The following is an 18,946-nucleotide window of genomic DNA, read 5'->3' as shown; positions in this document are numbered from 1 at the left end:
TGTTTTACCCGCCACATCTGATCCCCCCTCTTTTTACACATTGTGCCAAAGCTTCACGCACCTTGGCGCCCATCTCCGACGTGGTTAAACGAGCCGTTCCCGGTTCACCCAAATCATCCGTTCGCCATCCTTCAGCCAGTACGGACTCAATCACGGATTGGATGGCATCCGCCTCTCTAGCCCAACCTGCCGTTTGGCGCAACATCATGGCGACGGACAAAAACATGGCCAATGGATTGGCTTTGTTTTGACCCGCGATATCGGGCGCAGAGCCGTGAATCGGTTCATACAGCCCCGGCCCCGTCTCACTGAGGCTGGCGGAAGGCAACATCCCGATCGAACCGGTAATCATCGCGGCTTCGTCACTCAATATGTCCCCAAACATGTTCTCCGTCACGATCACATCAAAACGGCTTGGACATTTGATCAATTGCATCGCCGCATTATCCACCAACAAGTGGTTCAAAGTCACATCGGGATATTCAAGTGCCAACCGTTCCGCCGTTTCCCGCCATAATCGGCTGGTTTCTAACACGTTAGCTTTATCCACCGAAGTCAGGTGGCGACGACGCTGGCGGGCCATCTCAAACCCGAGCCGCAAGATTCGCTCGATTTCCGCTTCTGTGTAGTGCAAGGTGTCAACTGCTTCCCATTCCTGCCCGCTCTGGCGGCGTTCCTTCGGGGTGCCAAAATATAAGCCACCGGTTAACTCCCGCACGATCACCATGTCCACATCCTGCAATAGCTCCCCCCTCAATGGAGAAGCTCCCTCCAAGCCGGCAAAAACGGTAATCGGACGCAGATTGGCGTAAAGACCAAGTTCTTTGCGCAAAGCGAGTAAGCCCGCTTCGGGACGCAAATGACCTGGTTGCTCATCCCACTTGGGACCGCCAACCGCCCCTAACAAAACGGCATCGCTGGTGCGGCACAATTGAAGCGTCGCATTTGGCAACGGTATCCCTTCTTCATCAATCGCTGCCCCACCAATTTGCCCGTACTGAATCTCAATGTTCCGTTGAAAGAGGCGAACAATTTCTTCCAGCAAATTCACTGCCTCTCTCGTGATCTCGGGACCGATTCCGTCACCCGGTAACACGGCAACGCGCATACTTCCCACACCCTTTCTGTTAATGATGGTTCGTCGCAAATACAGCTCCTGCCCGCACTTTTACCATGATGCGGTTGATGGCATCCAACAACGCTTTGGCCGAAGCGCCGAGCACATCATTGTCGATGCCACGCCCTGTTCCAATATGGCCTTGGTGCTTCACTTTGACATAAACTTCTGCCAGCGAATCGATGCCAGACGTGGTTGATTGGATACGATAGTCCATCAGCTCAATCGGTTCGGGAAGCAAGCGCTGGATCGTCTGATAAATCGCTTCAACACTGCCGTTTCCGGTAGCCGCTTCTTGGACGAACTCCCCTTCTGGCGTCTTGATTCCAATCGTGGCCGTAGAAACGCCTTGCGCGCCGTAATGCACTTGCAGAAAAACAAGTTCATACGCATCGGCTCCCTTTTCTTTGCCAGTCAAATCAGCAGCCAGGGCCAAGATATCCTCATCCGTCACCTCTTTGCGCTTTTCCGTCAACTCTTTGAAGTGTTTGAACAGAAGATGGAACCGTTCATCGTCCAATTGAATCCCCAGCTCTTCACACTTATTTCGGAACGCATGGCGGCCTGAATGCTTGCCGAGCACGATAGCATTGGAAGAAAGGCCGATCATTTCTGGGCGAATGATCTCATACGTCAGCTTGTTTTTTAGTACCCCATCTTGATGAATGCCCGATTCATGCGCAAATGCATTGGCTCCGACCACCGCTTTGTTGGGAGGAACAGCCAAACCGGTATACTTACTGACCAAACGGCTAGTACGTACTATTTGGTTTAGTTCCAACTCTGTTTCGGCTTGGTACACTTGTTTGCGAATGGCTAGCGCAATGGCAATTTCTTCGAGTGACGCGTTGCCGGCCCGTTCACCAATGCCATTAATCGTGCACTCGATCTGCTCCGCCCCTCCCTCGATCGCTGCCAAGGAATTGGCCACCGCCAAGCCCAGATCATCATGACAGTGAGCCGAAAGCTTGGCGCGGTGAATGTTGGGCACTCGCTCCCGCAAATAGCGAAACATCCCGGCATATTCTTGTGGTGTGGCGTAGCCGACCGTATCGGGCAGATTGACCACTGTCGCACCCGCATCGATCACTTTCGTCACGATCTCGACGAGAAAATCCCAATCGCTTCGCGTCGCGTCTTCAGCCGACCATTCCACATTGCTGGTGAAGTTTGCGGCATATCGGACTGACTCGACCGCCTTTTGCACCACTTGTTCTGGCGTCATCCGCAACTTATGCTCCATATGGATCGGCGATGTTGCGATAAATACATGGATGCGGGGGTTAACCCCCTCTTTGATTGCCTCCCAGGCCGCATCGATGTCATTTTTCGTGGAGCGTGCCAAGGCGGCGACAGAACATTTTTGAATCGTACGGGCGATTCTTTGTACAGATAGGAAATCACCTCGTGAGGAAGCCGGGAAGCCCGCCTCCATCACATCCACACCCAATCGCTCCAATTGGCAAGCGATCTCCAACTTTTCATCTGCGTGCAGATTGACTCCGGCTGATTGCTCCCCATCCCGCAACGTGGTGTCAAAAATCTCGATTTTTCCCATTTTTCGCTCTCCTTTGCATCCTTAAATCTTGAAAGCTCCACCCTCGCCATCGCCAACTTTTCTAATCATGTTTCCCGCTGGTTCACACGCTTGCCGAAAATATCCCTGGCACTTTTGTGCCCCGCTGAACCGTAAGTTGGCGGAATGCTTTGGTCAACTTTGCTGTAAGGGGTCCCGGCTTTCCACTGCCGATGATGCGACCGTCCACATTCACGACCGGAATCATTTCTGCCGCTGTGCCCGTCAGGAAGACTTCATCGGCCACATAGACATCGTGACGTGTAAACGGAACCTCCGCACAAGGGATTTGAAACGTCTCGCACAACTCCATCACCACATTGCGCGTAATCCCTTCCAGCGCGCCCACATAGGTCGGCGGTGTGAAGATTTTGCCGTTTTTCACAATAAAGATATTATCGCCAGAACCTTCGCACACATATCCATCTTGATTGAGAGTCAACGCTTCAAGCACTCCCGCCCGTGCTGCCTCAAGACGTACCAAAACGTTGTTGAGGTAATTTAATGATTTGATTTTGGGGTTGAGCGCATCCGGGACATTGCGACGAGTCGGAACAGTGACAATCTCCAAGCCCTCATCGTAATACCGCTGCGGAAACAAACTTAATTCTTCCGCAATGACAATCACGCTTGCCTGTTTACAATTGCGAGGGTCCAATCCCAAGTCACCTACCCCACGAGATACAACCAATCGAATATAAGCATCAGGCAGACCATTCTTTTCAAGCGTTTCAACGACGACCGCTTCCATTTCCTCGGGTGTAAGCGGAATGTCGAGCATGATCGACTTGGCCGACTCATATAGCCGGACAATGTGTTCTTTCAGACAAAAAACGTTGCCGGAATAACAGCGAATCCCCTCAAAGATCCCATCTCCGTATAAAAAGCCATGGTCAAACACGGAAACCACTGCTTTCGACTTGGGGACAAATTCACCATTCAAGTAAACCCATTTTTCCCTCATGTTAAGCTCCCCCTTGTGTTTTATTAATAAGGAAATGAAAAAACCCCCGACTCAACAATCAAATGGCGCGCATTCCTGTCAGGTGCGGCAGATTCGATTGCTGAGGCGAGGGTTTCGCGGTACCACTCAGCTTCTCCGCTTTCTCGCGAAAACGGACTCGGCGAGTCCAAACGACTCTTGCCCGGTAACGGGGGCAACCGTCGCTTTTTACTCGGGGGCTGGGCCCTTTTCAAAAGCGCAACTCCAAGGTGAGATTCGAAGTGGGAGGGTGACCGTCTTTTCAGCCTAGAGACAGCTCTCTGTACACACTCTGCACCTCTACTGGTCCTCTTCATCGCTTTTTGGTCTGAGGTAATACCCACTATGTTATTATTTAAGCAGGAACATTCCCACTATTCTATCAATTTATTATGGGTATTATAAAACTTCACTTATCCTTTGTCAACAACCCCATCCGCATGGACAATACCAAGCGATCCAAGGATTAAAAATCATACAAATCTGTTGAAAAATAGGATTTGTCAGATGATATGCTTTGTTTAATGGGATTGCCGCTTACTTATTAAAGACGATTATAAGAAGTCTTCTCTACCTTGTCAACAAGAATTTTTTAATCCGTATTCTCCGTTTTTTATGCCTGATGTTACTTGGCTGAAGCGACCTCCTCCGTATCTGAATAGGGGAGTTTCATAATCAAGTACCCTTTTACCAATATTGACAATGGTTCGCATAAAATAATTTATAAATCCAATCAAATTTATCGGAATTAGTCGCAAGAAAAAACCCTTGGCCTGTTTCCAAGGGTTTCCCGAATCTTATTCCGCTGATTTGGTAGCAGCCGCATCGTCAGCGGTAGCCACACTGTTGATGGCCGAGCGCTCAAACACCAAGCGGGTGTTTTCGTTTACTTTCAGCGTAACTTTCTCTTCACTCAAATCCACAATGGTGCCGTGCAGCCCACCGATGGTGACAACCTTGTCCCCTTTTTTCAAATTGCTCAGCATCTGGGTGCGCTCTTTCTGCCGTTTTTGTTGTGGACGGATCAAAAAGAAATAGAAAGCGACAAACACCAATAGCATAGGGAGTATTCCCATTAATTGTTGACCCATGATTTACCCTCCTGTTCAATTAAAAAGCAGCATTCGGATTCAACGATCCATAATACTTCATCATGAACTCATCGCGGAAATCAAGCAGGCGATCTTCGCGAATCGCTTGCCGCACTTGCTCCATCAGCTTAAGCAGGAAATACAGGTTGTGATAGGTCGTTAAGCGCAACCCGAATGTTTCATCCGCTTTAATCAGATGGCGCAAGTACGCACGTGTGTAATTGCGGCAGGTGTAACAATCACATGCCGGATCAAGCGGGGTGTAATCCCGCGCGAATTTGGCGTTGCGCACCACCAATCGACCTTGGCTGGTCATGGTGGTTCCGTTGCGCGCAATACGCGTCGGCAATACGCAGTCAAACATGTCAATCCCCAAAATCGCCCCTTGGATGAGAGCATCCGGCGAACCGACACCCATCAAGTAGCGTGGTTTGTGCACAGGCAGATGTGGTGTGGTATAAGATAACACTTCATACATGACCTCTTTGGGCTCGCCTACGCTCAAACCACCAACCGCATACCCCGGCAAGTCCAACTCCACCAATTGCTTGGCACTCTCTTCGCGCAAGTCTTGATGCATGCCGCCTTGCACAATCCCAAACAGCGCCTGGTCATGCGGTCGTGCGTGTGCTTTGATGCAACGCTCCAACCAGCGGTATGTACGTTCGGTGGAAGCTTTGACATACGCTTTTTCAGCCGGGTGTGGCGGACATTCATCAAAGGCCATAATGATATCCGCTCCGAGCGCGTTTTGAATTTCCATCGCCTTTTCCGGGCTGATGAACAGCTTTTCCCCGCTTAAATGCGAACGGAATGTTACCCCTTCTTCTGTGATGTTGCGCAGCTGGCTCAGGCTGAACACCTGAAATCCACCGCTGTCGGTCAGGATGGGCCGATCCCAATTCATGAAGGAATGAAGGCCACCCGCTTCTTTGACAATGTCATGCCCTGGACGCAGAAAGAGATGATAAGTGTTGGACAAGATAATTTGCGCATTCATCTCTTTCAATTCTTCCGGGCTCATTGTCTTAACGGTGGCTTGCGTTCCCACAGGCATGAAGATCGGCGTCTCGATCGTCCCGTGCGGTGTATGTAAACGGCCCAAGCGGGCACCAGACTGCTTGCATGTTTTAATCAGTTCATACCGAACAGCCAAGATGTTTCCTCCTACCAAATTTGCGTCGCTAATAACCATTATAGAGATGATCGCATCAAATAATCAACATCGCATCTCCAAAACTGAAGAATCGGTAACGCTCTTTCACCGCTTCTTCGTAAGCCTTCATGATCAATTCCCTTGTCGCGAAAGCGCTCACCAGCATAAGCAGTGTGGACTGCGGCAGGTGGAAATTGGTGACCAAGCCGTCAACTACTTGATAAACATAACCAGGATAGATGAAGATATCCGTCCAACCGCTATCCGCCCGCACCTCTCCACCGTGACGGGAGGCCACCGTTTCCAGCGTGCGCACAGAAGTGGTACCGACCGCAATCACCCGCTTCCCTTGCCGCTTGGCCTCATTGATGAGATCGGCTGTTTCTTGGCTCAGCTCATAATACTCAGCATGCATGTGATGGTCTTCCACTCTTTCCACCGTCACCGGCCGAAATGTGCCCAAGCCGACGTGAAGAGTTACAAATGCCAGTTTTACCCCTTTTTGCTGGGCTTGCTCCAGCAACTCCGGAGTAAAATGCAATCCCGCCGTGGGCGCCGCCGCCGATCCTATCACCCTGGAAAAAACAGTCTGATAACGCTCCGGATCGTCCAATTGCTCATGAATGTAAGGAGGCAGAGGCATTTGGCCCAATTCTTGAAACAGCGACTCCACATCGTCTACCTCGTATTCCAAGCGAAACACACGGCCGCCCGCCACCTCAGTAGATGCCTCGGCCACTGCTCGCAAACGCCCGCCGCCAAAGGAGACCACCGTTCCTTCCTTTACTCGCTTGGCTGGTTTGACCAACGCTTCCCAACGGTCTTCTCCAAGCGGCTTGAGCAAAAGCAGTTCGATTTTGGCGCCCGTCTCCTCTTTGACACCGATCAATCTGGCCGGCCGAACCCGGCTGTCATTCAGCACCAACACGTCTCCCGCTTCCAAATAATCAAGCAAATGCGGAAACCGGGTGTGCTCCCATGTCTGACGCTTGCGGTCAACCACCATGAGGCGGGAACCCGTCCGGTCCTTGATCGGTGTTTGGGCGATTAATTCTTGCGGCAATTCAAAGTGATATTGTGCTACGTCCATCTTGATCCCTTCTCTCAAACAATTCAAACCTTCCACTTGTCCCTGTTTTGTTTAAATCCCAAAGGAACGGGACAAGCCCAACCCACTCGAAAAGTGGCAACCATTCGGCCATAACTCCCCGCTTCCGGAGAAACGAAAAGGCGGGTGGCTGTTGAAACGGTTCGCCACCCACCCCCGCTGACTGCACACTAACGAAAAAAACGAATCAGATAACTAATCAACGACAAAATCACACTGATGAGAATGCAAGTCATGATCGGAAAATAAATCTTCACTTGCTCCTTTTCCACCACGACATCCCCGGGTAAGCGGCCCAGAGGCAAATACTTGCCGCCCACTTGCCAGATCAGGCCGACCACAACCAGGATGACGCCGATGATGATGAAGGTTTTTGCCACAGGATTCATTTAGGCCACTCCACTTGTAAATGTTCGCAACAGCGCATGGTGACCATCCGCCCGCGCGGGGTGCGTTGCAAAAAGCCGATTTGCATCAAATACGGCTCGTACACGTCCTCAATCGTGTGCGATTCCTCACCGATCGTCGCCGCGAGCGTTTCCAGACCAACCGGGCCACCGCGAAACTTTTCGATGATTGTCATCAACAGCCGATGATCCACATGATCTAACCCCATTTTATCCACTTGGATGCGATCCAATGCGTCACGGGCTCCCGCTTCGGTGATGATTCCTTCTCCACGTACTTGCACGAAATCGCGCACCCGTTTCAGCAAACGGTTGGCAATCCGCGGCGTCCCCCTCGCTCTGGAGGCGATTTCAACCGCTCCCGCTTCCTGGATCGGCACCTGCAACAAATCAGCCGCCCGGGAAACGATCAAAGTTAACTCTTCCACTGTATAATACTCCAAGCGGCTCATCACGCCAAACCGATCCCTGAGCGGCGAAGATAACGAACCGGCTCGCGTCGTCGCCCCCACCAGCGTAAACGGGGGCAAATCCAACCGGACAGAGCGCGCGCTCGGTCCCTTCCCGATCACAATATCGAGCGCGAAATCTTCCATCGCCGGATAAAGCACTTCCTCCACCGACCGATTCAAACGGTGGATTTCGTCGATAAACAACAGGTCATGCGGTTGCAAATTGGTCAAAATGGCCGCAAGGTCACCCGGTCGCTCAATCGCCGGCCCTGAAGTGGTGCGTATGTTAACCCCCAATTCATTGGCAATGATATTGGAGAGCGTCGTCTTCCCCAATCCGGGAGGCCCGTACAACAGCACATGATCCAACGCCTCGCCACGCATTTTGGCCGCTTCGATATAAACTTTAAGATTCTCTTTGACCCGCGACTGCCCGATATATTCACTGAAAAAACGGGGGCGCAGACTAAATTCGGCCATTTCTTCGTCTTCGTTGGTCACTTTGGCCGAGATGATGCGGTCATCCATCGTCCGTCCCCCCTCATCGCTTCATCATCGCCTGCAACGCTTTTTTGATCCACTCTTCCGTGGACACGGACGCGTCAATCGTTTGTCCGCTTTCGCGCACCGCCCACTCCGCCTCTTCCTCATTATAGCCAAGGGCCAACAGGGCATCAATCACGTCACGCTCCGCGTTTGGCACCACTGGTGGCAACGATGCGGTTTCGGCAGCCAGATCCAGACCGGGCTCCCATCCCAGTTTGGCCAGCTTGTCTTTCAGGTCAAGCACCAACCGTTGCGCCGTTTTCTTGCCGACCCCAGGGAGCTTGGTCAAGGTTTTGACATCTTCAATATGTATTGCTCGAACCAAAGCTTCTGGCGACATATGCGTCAACATGGCCAAGGCCGCTTTCGGCCCGACGCCGGACACCTCCAACAGCAGGCGGAACAGGTTGCGCTCTCGCTTGGTTTTGAAGCCATAAAGCAACTGCGCGTCTTCCCGCACCACAAAATGGGTGTACAACATCACCTCTTCCCCGTCAGCAAACGCAAACGGATTGGGGACAAACACTTGATGACCTAGCCCACGCACATCAACCGCCAGATAATCGGCTTCATGGTACGCGACTTCCCCTTTGACAAATTCAATCATGATTTCATTCCCCACTTGCTTATCTTATGTATCGATTGCGATGAATGCGCTTCGCAGATGGCAATGGCCAACGCGTCGGCAACATCGTCCGGCTTGGGCGCGCGCGGCAGATTTAATAGCATTTTCACCATCTCCTGCACCTGCTTTTTTTCAGCCTGCCCATACCCGACCACCGCCATTTTTACTTGCAACGGCGTGTACTCCGTGATCGGCACGCCGGCTTCCTCCGCGGCCAGCATCATCACTCCACGTGCTTGCCCTACCGTGAACGCCGTGGTCACATTGCGGTTGAAAAACAACTTTTCAATCGCGACCACATCGGGTTGAAAAACGCGAAACAGCTTGGAGCACGCATCATAAATCTGTTTCAACCGGGTTGCGGTCGGCAAGCCGGCTTCCGTTTGGATACTGCCATATTCAACCGCCTTCAAATGATTTCCCCTCCGGTCCAACACACCAAACCCGACGATGGCGATCCCCGGATCAATTCCCATGATTCGCATGGTTTGAAGCCCCTCTCCATAAAGCGAACATTCATTCTCAGCAAATTATACCATACCCGGACAAAAAAAAGAGCCCTGCACGAAAGAACGTGCACAGCTTGGCTAATGAATATCTTTCTTTTTAAACCGGCCGCCGCGCACATCATGGACATGCCCGATGGCCAAAAAGGCTTCATGATCGATCTCTTCAACTATTTCTTTAAGTTTGGCTTCTTCTAGACGGGTCACAACGCAGAAGATCACTTCCTTATCCTCTCCCGTGTAAGCGCCTTCAGCATTAAAATAAGTAACCCCTCGTCCCAATCTGGTCAACAGGGCATCTCCGATAGCTCTGGATTTCTCGCTAATAATCCAAACCGACCGCGTTTCATTAAATCCTTCGATGGTGATGTCAATCATTTTGAACGCGATGTAATAAGCGATCAGCGAATACATGGCTCGATCCCAGCCAAACACAAAGCCGGCGCTACCCAGAATGAAAAAGTTGAAAAACATCACAATCTGGCCCACCGAAAACGGGGACTGCTTAGTGAGCAAGATAGCCATCACTTCTGTGCCGTCCAACGATCCGCCGTACCGAATGACAATCCCGACGCCAATCCCTACGATGATCCCACCGAATACGGCAGCCAACAGCGGATCATTCGTCACCTTGTCCACATGATGAAACAAGGAAGTGCTGACCGCCATAGTCAACACACCCAATAAGGTGGACAAAGCGAACGTTTTTCCGATCTGCTTATATCCGAATAAAAAGAAAGGCAGGTTGAGAACAAGCAAGAACAGTCCCAGATTCAACCCTGTCAGATAAGATAAAATGATGGATATCCCCACGATGCCGCCGTCGATGACGTTGTTGGGCACCATGAACAGTTCCAAACCGGTGGCAACCAGAACGGCGCCAATCATAATCAAAATGATGTGCCTAAACAGATACCAAGACCTGCTTTTCTTCTTCTCCATGCTCCTCAGCGTCCTCCATTTATAAACCCATTTCACGATTTGCTACCGCATGACGGCATCACTCGCAAGAACTGACCCCTGTATCTTACGGCTTTCCTGTTTCTGAATATGCTTGGATATCGTACAATTGGTCGATGGTGACAAATTCATATCCGTTCTCTCTCAAATAAGCGATAATCCGGGGCAATGCTTTAACTGTGTTTTCAATTTGTGGTCCACCGAAGGAATGCTGCAAAACGATGCCACCTGCTTCTATATCCTTTTTCACTTTATCGACGATGTCATCGGAAGAGTTTCCTTCCTGCCAATCCAGTGTGTCCACATTCCATGGGATCATTTTGTATCCCTTTTTAGTTAGATGGGCCGTGATTTTCTCATCAATCACCCCAAATGGCGGACGGAAGAAAAGGGGTTTCTTGTGGATGGCGCGGTAGATCAAAGCGTCAGTAAGTTTGATCTCAGTATCCAGCTGATCCATGGTGAGCTTGGTGAGTTCCCGGTGAGAGTAAGAATGATTTCCCACCACATGCCCTTCCCGCACCATCCTTCGTACCACTTTCGGGTACTTCTGAACCATCTTGCCCACTACAAAAAACGTAGCCGGCACCCGTTCTTTCTTCAGGACGGACAACACTTGGGGGGTGTATTTCAAATCAGGGCCATCATCAAACGTCAATGCTACTCGTTTGCGCAAACGTGGATGTGCTTGTATAGCTGTCTTCTTTGCGTCGGCTACCATCGGCGGTTTGCCCAACATCACATCCTTGGCCCCGCTCAAACGATGCAGTTCGACCGGCTGGCGCGGTTGCTGAACGTTTTCAGAAGATGACTTCTGTTCCTGCCGGGCATTTTGCACATAGGTTGCCGCCGCGAAGAGCGCCTCATCATTTAGCATGCAGCCGATCAGGCAGGCCGCACACAATCCCAATATCCTCCATTTCATTTTCCGTTGATCTGGCATTCCATTCACTCCTAATGTGCGCAGAAATCTCCAAATCAATCGATGTTTGCGCAAAGGGGTGGGTCCTGTACAAAACAACTACTTTTACTGTCTGCACTTTCGGTTCGGCAAGTATAAACAAATGCCGGGGGCAGATTTATTGGTACGAACTCCAAGGACATCTCTGCAAACCACTCGGAAAACTGGCGCTTCATCTGCCACGAATATTGAAAAGCGACAAACACCCCTCCAGGTTTCAACGCTCCCGTCACTTGTTCCATCAGCGCGTCTCTCAAATCCTGTGAAAAACAGGCGAACGGAAGACCTGAGACAATCACGTCAACCTGATTTCTTCCCAACTTGTTCTGTTCAAGCACCCGGAGCAACTCCAATGCGTCAGATTCGATCTGAAACTGCGGAAAACGCGCTTGCAGTGACTTTCGCAATGGTTCATCCTGCTCAAAAATAATCACCTGTGATCCTGGATGCGCCAATTGAGCTAGCGCCTTGGTAAATACTCCCGTGCCCGCTCCCAATTCCACAATGGTCGATGCAGAAGAAAACGGAATCTTGCTCATCATCGCCCTGGTCAAGTAGCGGGAACTGGGAGCCACGCTTCCCACCAGATGTGGGGTTTTAATAAATGTATGAAAAAAACGTAACCGATCTACCCATAGTTGAGACAAAATGGTCATACTCGCCATTCCCTTCTTAATACCGATTAATCCAATTGGATTTATAATATTATTCTATCCAGTTGTTGTTTCTTCTACAAGCGTCCCCTTGACCCACCTTTTGTATAACTGAGAAATTTGGGCAATGGCGCCAGCCATTCGCGCCCGAAGCGACTGGAAAGTGGTCACTTCCACTCGCAATAAATGGTAGGATAAAAGGCAAACGCCAAGAAGAAAGAAGGGTTGGTCATGAAGAGTCGTGTGTCCACCGACTTCATTTTGTTGTTTATTGCCTTCGTCTGGGGCGCCACTTTCGTCATCGTGCAGGACACTATCCACACCTTGCCTCCATTTTGGTATCTCACCATCCGCTTTTCGCTGGCAGCCGCCGTGTTGCTCATCTTCGCCTTCCAGGCAGATCACACGAAATATTCAATAAATTGGCAACACCATTTGCTGTCCGGTTCGATATTGGGTTTCTTTTTGTTTGCCGGCTACGCACTACAAACGTTCAGTCTGTTTTACACCACTTCGGGCAAGTCAGGGTTCCTCACCGGCATTTCCGTCGCCTTGGTTCCTTTTTTGGCCAAACCGATCTTAAAAACCGAAATTACGCCGAACGGGCTCATCGGTGTGACCATGGCCGTCATCGGACTATACTTGCTTGCTTTCACGGATTTCCAATCCATTAATGCCGGTGATCTGCTCGCTTTTCTCTGCGCCATCTTTTTCGCTTTGCAAATCGTCTACACCGGCAAATACTCTCCCCACGCTAACCCCCTCCTCTTGGTTGCGATTCAGTTGAGCGCCGTTTCCTTATTAAGCTTCGTCTCTGCGCTCCAGTTCGAACCGTGGCAGGAGGTGTTGCACGCGGACATTCTCTTTAATCCCCTAGTCTTAGTGACATTGTTGATCACTTCTTTGTTGGCAACCACCTTGGCATTCATCGCGCAAACCCATGTGCAGAAAGTAGCCCACCCCACCCGCGTCGCCCTCATATTCGCCATGGAACCGGTTTTCGCTGCGCTTGCTGATTATGTTTGGTTTGGCACCAAACTAAGCTGGCGTGCAATGCTGGGCTGCCTATGCATCTTAGCTGGCATGATCGTGGCCGAATTACCGCGGTCTCTACTTCATCGTCACAAGCGAACCCAATCACGCTCACCCTAGATCCATGATGAACACCCTGCCCCTTTGGGCACGATAAAAGTGCACCAGGGTGCAGGGTGGTCGGTTTTGAAGGACAAACGCACTTTTGAGCAACAACTTATTCATTGACAATATAGAAAGACTTTAACTAGAATATAATTAATTCAAGTTTTGCACTAAGCCAACTTATATGCATTCGCGCATAATCTATGCATATGGACAAAGATTGAAGAAAACATTGGAAATCGTTCTCGGGAGGAGACCATCATGAACCGGATTCGCGCGAGTTTGATTGTTCTCTTTATTTTGCCGTTATTGTTCATAAGCGCTTGCCAACCGGCAAATAAAAAAGAGACGCACTATCCTCTCCGCGTAACCACGACCACCGGTATGATCGCCGACATCGTGAAAAACGTGGGAGGAAAGCACGTTCAAGTCACAAGCCTCATGGGCCCCGGGGTAGATCCACATTTGTTTAAAGCATCCCAAGGTGATCTTCAGAAACTGGATGACGCGGATCTGATTTTTTATAACGGACTCCATTTGGAAGGAAAAATGGTTGAAATACTAAAGAAAATCGGAAAAACAAAGTTCGTGGTAGCTGTTGCCGACCATCTTCCCAAAAGCAAGCTGCTCACTGCTGAAAAAGATCAACTAGATCCCCACATTTGGTTTGATGTCCAACTGTGGATGGAAGCAACCAATCGGGTCAAACATACGTTGAGCCAAATCGACCCCCAGCACCGGCAAGATTACGAGCGTCAAACGCAACAGTATTTGGAGCAGCTGGAACAATTGCATGAATACGCTCGCCGGCAAATCGGCTCCATCCCCAAAGGACAACGTGTGCTGGTTACCGCGCATGACGCATTTGGCTATTTTGGCCGCGCTTACGACATGGAAGTGGTGGGCTTGCAAGGGATCAACACCACGTCTGAATATGGCATTGCCGATGTTTCCGGCTTGGTGGACTTGCTCGCTTCGCGCAAAATCAAAGCGGTATTCGTGGAATCAAGCGTGCCGAAACGCTCTATCGAAGCAGTCGTGCAAGGTGTCCGGCAACGGGGGCATCATGTGCGCATCGGGGGACAGCTGTTTTCGGATGCGATGGGCGAAGCCGGAACGCCAGCTGGAAACTATATCGGCATGGTGCGGCACAATGTCGATGTCATCACGGAAGCATTGAAATAAATGAAAATGGGGTGAACGACAATGAAACAAAAACATGCGGCACCCGTTTCTGTGGAACGTTTATCCGTCGCATACCATAAAAAACCGGTGTTAAGAGAGATCACTTATGCTTCACCTGAAGGAGAGCTGATTGGAATCATTGGCCCTAATGGCGCAGGCAAATCCACCTTCATCAAGGCCGTATTGGGCTTGTTGCCTCTCACCGGAGGCTCCGTCCACATCTATGGGCAGCCCTATCGATCCTCGCAGCAACTGATCGGCTATGTTCCCCAACGCGAATCCGTCGACTGGGATTTCCCGACCGACGTTCTCGATGTGGTGATGATGGGAAGATACGGGAAGTTGGGATGGTTTAAGCGCCCTGGAAAGTCAGACCGTGACATCGCCATGGCTTGCCTCGATAAAGTGGGGATGGCCGACTTTGCCAAACGGCAAATTAGCCAACTGTCAGGCGGACAGCAACAACGGGTGTTTCTGGCACGGGCGCTCGCCCAAGACGCGACCATCTATTTTATGGATGAACCATTCACAGGCGTGGATGCGGCTACGGAAAAAGCGATCATCCAGGTGTTACAAGAGTTGAGAGCCCGTAACAAAACGGTGTTTGTCGTGCATCATGACTTGCAAACGGTCACCGATTACTTTGATTCGGTCATCCTTCTTAACATGCGGCTGATCGCGGCGGGTCCCACCAAAGAAACATTCACCGTGGAAAACCTGCAAAAAACTTACGGCGGACGACTCGCTATATTGCCTAGACAGTTTGATTTGACAATGATGGGGTGAAATCATGTTCGAACCTAATGCATTATGGGTTGTCGTGGGCACCAGCGTCTTAGGCCTGACCAGCGGCATCATCGGCAGTTTCGCCTTTTTGCGAAAACGGGGGTTGATGGGAGATGTTCTTTCTCACGCCGCGTTGCCGGGCATCTGTTTGGCATTTATGGTCACAGGCACGAAAAACATGTTTGCGTTTTTAATCGGTGCACTGCTCACCGGTCTGGTCGCATCCTTTGCGATCAACTTCATCACGGCACGCTCACGCATCAAAGAAGATACGGCCTTGGGACTCACTTTGTCTGTTTTCTTCGGGTTGGGCATTGTGTTACTCACGCAAATCCAACACAGCCCTAACGGAAACCAAAGCGGTCTGGACAAATTTTTATTCGGGCAAGCTGCGGCGATCATCCAGTCGGACTTGTTGTTGTTGGGCATCATATCACTTTTATTAATCACTCTTTGCGCGCTGTTTTTTAAGGAGCTGAAACTTCTTGCGTTCGATCCGGCCTTTGCCGAAAGCATCGGGTTTCCTTTGCGCCCTTTGGAATTCCTGTTCATGTTGCTGTTAGTCACCACGGTGGTCATCGGCTTGCAGGCGGCAGGCGTGATCTTGATGGCCGCGCTCCTGATCACCCCAGCCGCCGCTGCCCGTTATTGGACGGAAAGGCTAGGGCGGATGGTTATCATCGCCGCATGTTTTGGCGGACTCTCAGGTCTGCTCGGCTCTTGGATCAGCACATTTGGCGCGCAATTGTCCACCGGCCCGATCATTGTGCTGTCGTCTACTGCGCTGTTTTTCCTGTCGATGTTATGCGCACCCCAGCGTGGTCTGATTGCTAAAAGCTGGCGTGCAGCCCGCCTGAAAACGAAGTTGGCCGAAGAAACGGCTTTGACCGCCTTATACAACTGGATGGAGCGGAATCAACAACCCACGATTCCCGAGTCGGAGTTATCAGCCATCTTGCTTGAAGCCAAGTTGTCTTCCAAACAGCTGGACAACTTGGTGCGCAAAGGGTGGCTATGCAGGCAGGATGGGGCGCTCACATTTAGCGAAACCGGTTGGAAAGAAGCATACAACACCACATTGTTCCAACGGTTGATGGAAGTGTGGGCCATGTACGAGACCTCCATCGACAGTCCGGTTCCCTTGCAAGAGATCGGGCGCAAAGAAGAGTTCCCCGCGCAATTGCGGCGCACGTTGCTCGCATTGTTGCACAGGCACCAGCATGCGCCTCAATACCTGCCAGATCATCTCTCTCCATCTGATCAGGGGGGATTCTTATGAACGAGCTATGGATCATCCTCACCGGTATGTTGGTAGCCTCCAGTTGCGCACTACTCGGCTGCTTCCTGATTTTACGAAAAATGGCGATGGTGGGGGACGCTATCAGCCACGCGGTCCTACCGGGGATCGTCGTCGCGTTTCTCGTCACCGGCGACCGCCATTCGCTTCCTATGCTTTTGGGGGCGGCCGCATTTGGATTGGTTACAACCTTGCTGATCGAGTCGTTGCGCAAATCGGGAGTGCAAGCCGACGCAGCCATCAGCGTCACGTTCACCTCCCTGTTCTCGGTCGGAATCATTTTGGTTTCACTGTTCGCAAGACAAGTCGACTTGGATTTGGATTGCGTTTTGTATGGTGAGATCATCTATGTTCCTTGGGATACCATCATCTGGAACGGTTTGGACTGGGGGCCCAAAGCGGTATGGATTGTAGGAACAACTCTCGTGCTAAACGCACTGGCCATCCTGCTTTTTTATAAACAACTAAAGCTAAGTGCCTTTGACCCCGCCATGGCGGCAGCCCTCGGCATTCCCGTCGCCTTTTTTCACTACCTGCTGATGGGATTGGTATCGGTGACCACCGTCGCTTCATTTGAAAGCGTAGGAGCTATTCTGGTCGTCGCTATGCTGATCGTTCCAGCGGCAACTGCCTATCTCCTGACCGACCGCTTAAGTCGGATGTTATTATACAGCGTTCTGGCTGGTTGCCTCAGTGCGGTCACCGGCTACTTCTTGGCCGGCGCCTTGGACGCTTCGGTTGCTGGAGCCATGACAGTGATGGCAGGTGTCTTTTTCATCCTCGCATTGATCCTGTCTCCACGCCACGGTCTAGTTACACGCTGGTGGCAACGCAAGCGATTGCGGCGTGATCTGGCATCTCACGGCGAATAAAGGGCGACGCCTCTTTCCCCTGATGAAGAGAAAGGGGCATCGCCTTTTCACATGCATAGCCAAGATATAAATCGCATTTATTCTTTATCCAGTTTTTCTTTTTCCGACCGCTTCAACATTTCTTCCAAATACGCCTGGGATTGTCCGCGCGGAATCGACAAACTCTGCCAGCGATCTCGTTTGAGCCATTTTCCGATGTAAACCATCTGCCCGATATGGACAGAATAATGAACCACTTGTCTCTGTATGGCTTGCATCACCGTATGTTTCTCCCCTCTGATCGTCACTGTCTTCAACAAATCGTCGGGCGTTAAAGACTCGACCGTTTCCAAAACCATTTGCCAACCTTGTTCCCACTCTTCTTTCAATGCAGCCCGTGTTGGATAACCTCCTTCAAATTCGGCCTCTCTGTTCCGTGTAGGCTTCTCCCCATCCGTAGTCAAAAAATCGGTCCACCGTGATCGCATGTTACCGACCAAATGTTTGACGATGATCGCAATGCTGTTTGATTCATCGGCTGGAATCACATTGATCTCTTCATCATTTAATTGAGCCAAAACCCGCTCTCCCATCCGCTTGATGTCGCGAAAATTTTCCAGCGCGACAGCTAAATATGCCTGTTCCATGTCCATCTGGATCACCCCATTCCTCAAGGTAGAAAATATCGATTATTCAATCTATTCCCTCTGCACTGCATGACATATACAAATAAACCCAGGATGGCAAGCTCCTGGGCTTAGCGATGCGTTGTCATTCTGCGAAACCAGCCAATTCTTCTTCATCTACATCAATATTGGCGTACACGTTTTGCACATCATCGTGTTCTTCCAGCGCATCGATCAACTGAAACACTGCTTTCGCTGCATCTCCTGCCAGATGCACTTTGTTAGATGGCACAAAAGTCACTTCTGCGGTGGTGAAAACCGCTCCGGCTTCCTCCAGTCCCTTTTTCACATCTTCAAATGCGTCGGGCGAAGTGGTGATTTCAAACGTTTTGTCCGTGGCTTCCACATCATCGGCCCCGTACTCCAACGCGATCAACATGCATTCTTCTTCATCCATGGACACAGCTTCGCGATCGATCACCAAGTAACCTTTGCGTTCAAACATCCATGACACACATCCGCTTTCCCCCATGTTTCCTCCACGTTTGGAGAAAATGTGGCGAATGTCGGCGGCGGTGCGGTTGCGATTATCCGTCAAGGTCTCAACCATGATCGCTGTTCCGCTTGGACCGTATCCTTCATATGTGATGGCTTCATAATCTTTACCATCTCCGCCTCCGGCCGCTTTTTTGATCGCGCGCTCAATATTATCATTCGGCATGTTTTGTGCGCGTGCTTTGGCAATGGCCAAACGCAACTGATGATTGTTGGCCGGATCTTTGTCGCCCATACGGGCAGCCACATAAATTTCCCGTGCCAATTTGGCAAACATCTTGCCCCGCAAGGCATCTTGCCGACCCTTGCGGTGCTGGATGTTTTTCCACTTAGAGTGTCCTGCCATCAGCTTCACTCTCCCAACTTTGT

At 50.7% G+C, this 18,946-nt stretch carries 20 protein-coding genes and 1 other annotated feature; of the genes, 5 read left to right on the top strand and 15 right to left on the bottom strand.

Annotated elements, in window-relative coordinates:
• Positions 1-4: 4 nt before the first annotated feature.
• From leuB to EDC32_RS03665, 13 genes are all read right to left on the bottom strand, one after another.
• Positions 5-1,117, bottom strand: a complete 1,113-nt coding sequence (gene leuB / locus EDC32_RS03725) for a 3-isopropylmalate dehydrogenase (protein WP_132220932.1) — start codon at positions 1,115-1,117, stop codon at positions 5-7.
• 10 nt (positions 1,118-1,127) lie between these two features.
• Positions 1,128-2,675 (bottom strand): 2-isopropylmalate synthase, encoded by a 1,548-nt coding sequence (locus tag EDC32_RS03720; RefSeq protein WP_132220062.1) that lies wholly within the window; start codon positions 2,673-2,675, stop codon positions 1,128-1,130.
• A gap of 82 nt (positions 2,676-2,757) precedes the next feature.
• Positions 2,758-3,657 (bottom strand): branched-chain-amino-acid transaminase, encoded by a 900-nt coding sequence (ilvE, locus tag EDC32_RS03715; RefSeq protein WP_132220061.1) that lies wholly within the window; start codon positions 3,655-3,657, stop codon positions 2,758-2,760.
• Positions 3,658-3,755: 98 nt separating this feature from the next.
• Positions 3,756-4,001: a binding site (T-box leader), on the bottom strand.
• Between the two features lie 471 nt (positions 4,002-4,472).
• Entirely contained in the window at positions 4,473-4,766 is a 294-nt protein-coding gene (yajC, locus tag EDC32_RS03710; protein WP_022736090.1) for a preprotein translocase subunit YajC, read from the bottom strand.
• A gap of 19 nt (positions 4,767-4,785) precedes the next feature.
• On the bottom strand, positions 4,786-5,961 hold the full coding sequence (tgt, locus tag EDC32_RS03705; protein WP_054095428.1) for a tRNA guanosine(34) transglycosylase Tgt: 1,176 nt from the start codon (positions 5,959-5,961) through the stop codon (positions 4,786-4,788).
• Positions 5,962-5,977: 16 nt separating this feature from the next.
• Entirely contained in the window at positions 5,978-7,012 is a 1,035-nt protein-coding gene (gene queA, locus EDC32_RS03700; RefSeq protein WP_132220060.1) for a tRNA preQ1(34) S-adenosylmethionine ribosyltransferase-isomerase QueA, read from the bottom strand.
• A 188-nt stretch (positions 7,013-7,200) separates the two neighbouring features.
• Positions 7,201-7,419 (bottom strand): DUF2905 domain-containing protein, encoded by a 219-nt coding sequence (locus EDC32_RS03695; RefSeq protein ID WP_022736087.1) that lies wholly within the window; start codon positions 7,417-7,419, stop codon positions 7,201-7,203.
• Positions 7,416-8,417: a Holliday junction branch migration DNA helicase RuvB gene (gene ruvB / locus EDC32_RS03690; protein WP_054095429.1), complete on the bottom strand. Its 1,002-nt coding sequence runs from the start codon at positions 8,415-8,417 to the stop codon at positions 7,416-7,418. Before ruvB ends, EDC32_RS03695 begins: the two co-directional genes overlap by 4 nt.
• A gap of 13 nt (positions 8,418-8,430) precedes the next feature.
• Positions 8,431-9,042, bottom strand: a complete 612-nt coding sequence (ruvA, locus tag EDC32_RS03685; protein ID WP_054095430.1) for a Holliday junction branch migration protein RuvA — start codon at positions 9,040-9,042, stop codon at positions 8,431-8,433.
• Entirely contained in the window at positions 9,039-9,545 is a 507-nt protein-coding gene (ruvC, locus tag EDC32_RS03680; protein ID WP_054095431.1) for a crossover junction endodeoxyribonuclease RuvC, read from the bottom strand. The genes ruvA and ruvC overlap by 4 nt, the downstream gene beginning before the upstream one ends.
• Before the next feature lie 102 nt (positions 9,546-9,647).
• Entirely contained in the window at positions 9,648-10,508 is an 861-nt protein-coding gene (locus EDC32_RS03675) for a YitT family protein (protein ID WP_054095432.1), read from the bottom strand.
• 85 nt (positions 10,509-10,593) lie between these two features.
• The gene (locus tag EDC32_RS03670; RefSeq protein WP_132220059.1) at positions 10,594-11,469 is read right to left on the bottom strand and encodes a polysaccharide deacetylase family protein; all 876 of its coding nucleotides are present in this window, start codon (positions 11,467-11,469) and stop codon (positions 10,594-10,596) included.
• Between the two features lie 35 nt (positions 11,470-11,504).
• The gene (locus EDC32_RS03665) at positions 11,505-12,143 is read right to left on the bottom strand and encodes a class I SAM-dependent methyltransferase (RefSeq protein WP_246026834.1); all 639 of its coding nucleotides are present in this window, start codon (positions 12,141-12,143) and stop codon (positions 11,505-11,507) included.
• Between the two features lie 228 nt (positions 12,144-12,371).
• On the opposite strand from EDC32_RS03665, the gene EDC32_RS03660 reads away from it, so the two are divergent.
• The 5 genes from EDC32_RS03660 (at position 12,372) to EDC32_RS03640 (ending at position 17,417) form a co-directional block, all read left to right on the top strand.
• On the top strand, positions 12,372-13,292 hold the full coding sequence (locus EDC32_RS03660; RefSeq protein ID WP_132220058.1) for a DMT family transporter: 921 nt from the start codon (positions 12,372-12,374) through the stop codon (positions 13,290-13,292).
• 246 nt (positions 13,293-13,538) lie between these two features.
• Positions 13,539-14,462 carry a metal ABC transporter solute-binding protein, Zn/Mn family gene (locus tag EDC32_RS03655; RefSeq protein WP_132220057.1) on the top strand — a complete coding sequence of 308 codons (924 nt, stop codon included), beginning with the start codon at positions 13,539-13,541 and terminating at the stop codon, positions 14,460-14,462.
• A 21-nt stretch (positions 14,463-14,483) separates the two neighbouring features.
• Positions 14,484-15,248, top strand: coding sequence for a metal ABC transporter ATP-binding protein (locus EDC32_RS03650; RefSeq protein WP_054095436.1), 765 nt, complete (start codon positions 14,484-14,486; stop codon positions 15,246-15,248).
• 4 nt (positions 15,249-15,252) lie between these two features.
• On the top strand, positions 15,253-16,527 hold the full coding sequence (locus tag EDC32_RS03645; RefSeq protein ID WP_132220056.1) for a metal ABC transporter permease: 1,275 nt from the start codon (positions 15,253-15,255) through the stop codon (positions 16,525-16,527).
• Positions 16,524-17,417, top strand: coding sequence for a metal ABC transporter permease (locus EDC32_RS03640; protein WP_132220055.1), 894 nt, complete (start codon positions 16,524-16,526; stop codon positions 17,415-17,417). Before EDC32_RS03645 ends, EDC32_RS03640 begins: the two co-directional genes overlap by 4 nt.
• 77 nt (positions 17,418-17,494) lie before the next feature.
• Here EDC32_RS03640 and EDC32_RS03635 read toward each other — a convergent pair whose 3' ends face one another.
• Together EDC32_RS03635 and EDC32_RS03630 are read right to left on the bottom strand one after the other, a co-directional pair.
• A complete protein-coding gene (locus tag EDC32_RS03635) occupies positions 17,495-18,049 on the bottom strand; it encodes a DUF1572 family protein (protein WP_132220054.1) in 555 nt (184 codons plus the stop codon).
• A 118-nt stretch (positions 18,050-18,167) separates the two neighbouring features.
• Positions 18,168-18,923 (bottom strand): YebC/PmpR family DNA-binding transcriptional regulator, encoded by a 756-nt coding sequence (locus EDC32_RS03630; RefSeq protein WP_132220053.1) that lies wholly within the window; start codon positions 18,921-18,923, stop codon positions 18,168-18,170.
• Positions 18,924-18,946: the final 23 nt, after the last annotated feature.

The organism is Laceyella sacchari (assembly GCF_004343255.1).
Classification (GTDB): Bacteria; Bacillota; Bacilli; order Thermoactinomycetales; family Thermoactinomycetaceae; genus Laceyella; species Laceyella sacchari.
Note: the sequence above shows the minus strand (reverse complement) of the source record. Positions and strands in the feature narration are given on the sequence as shown.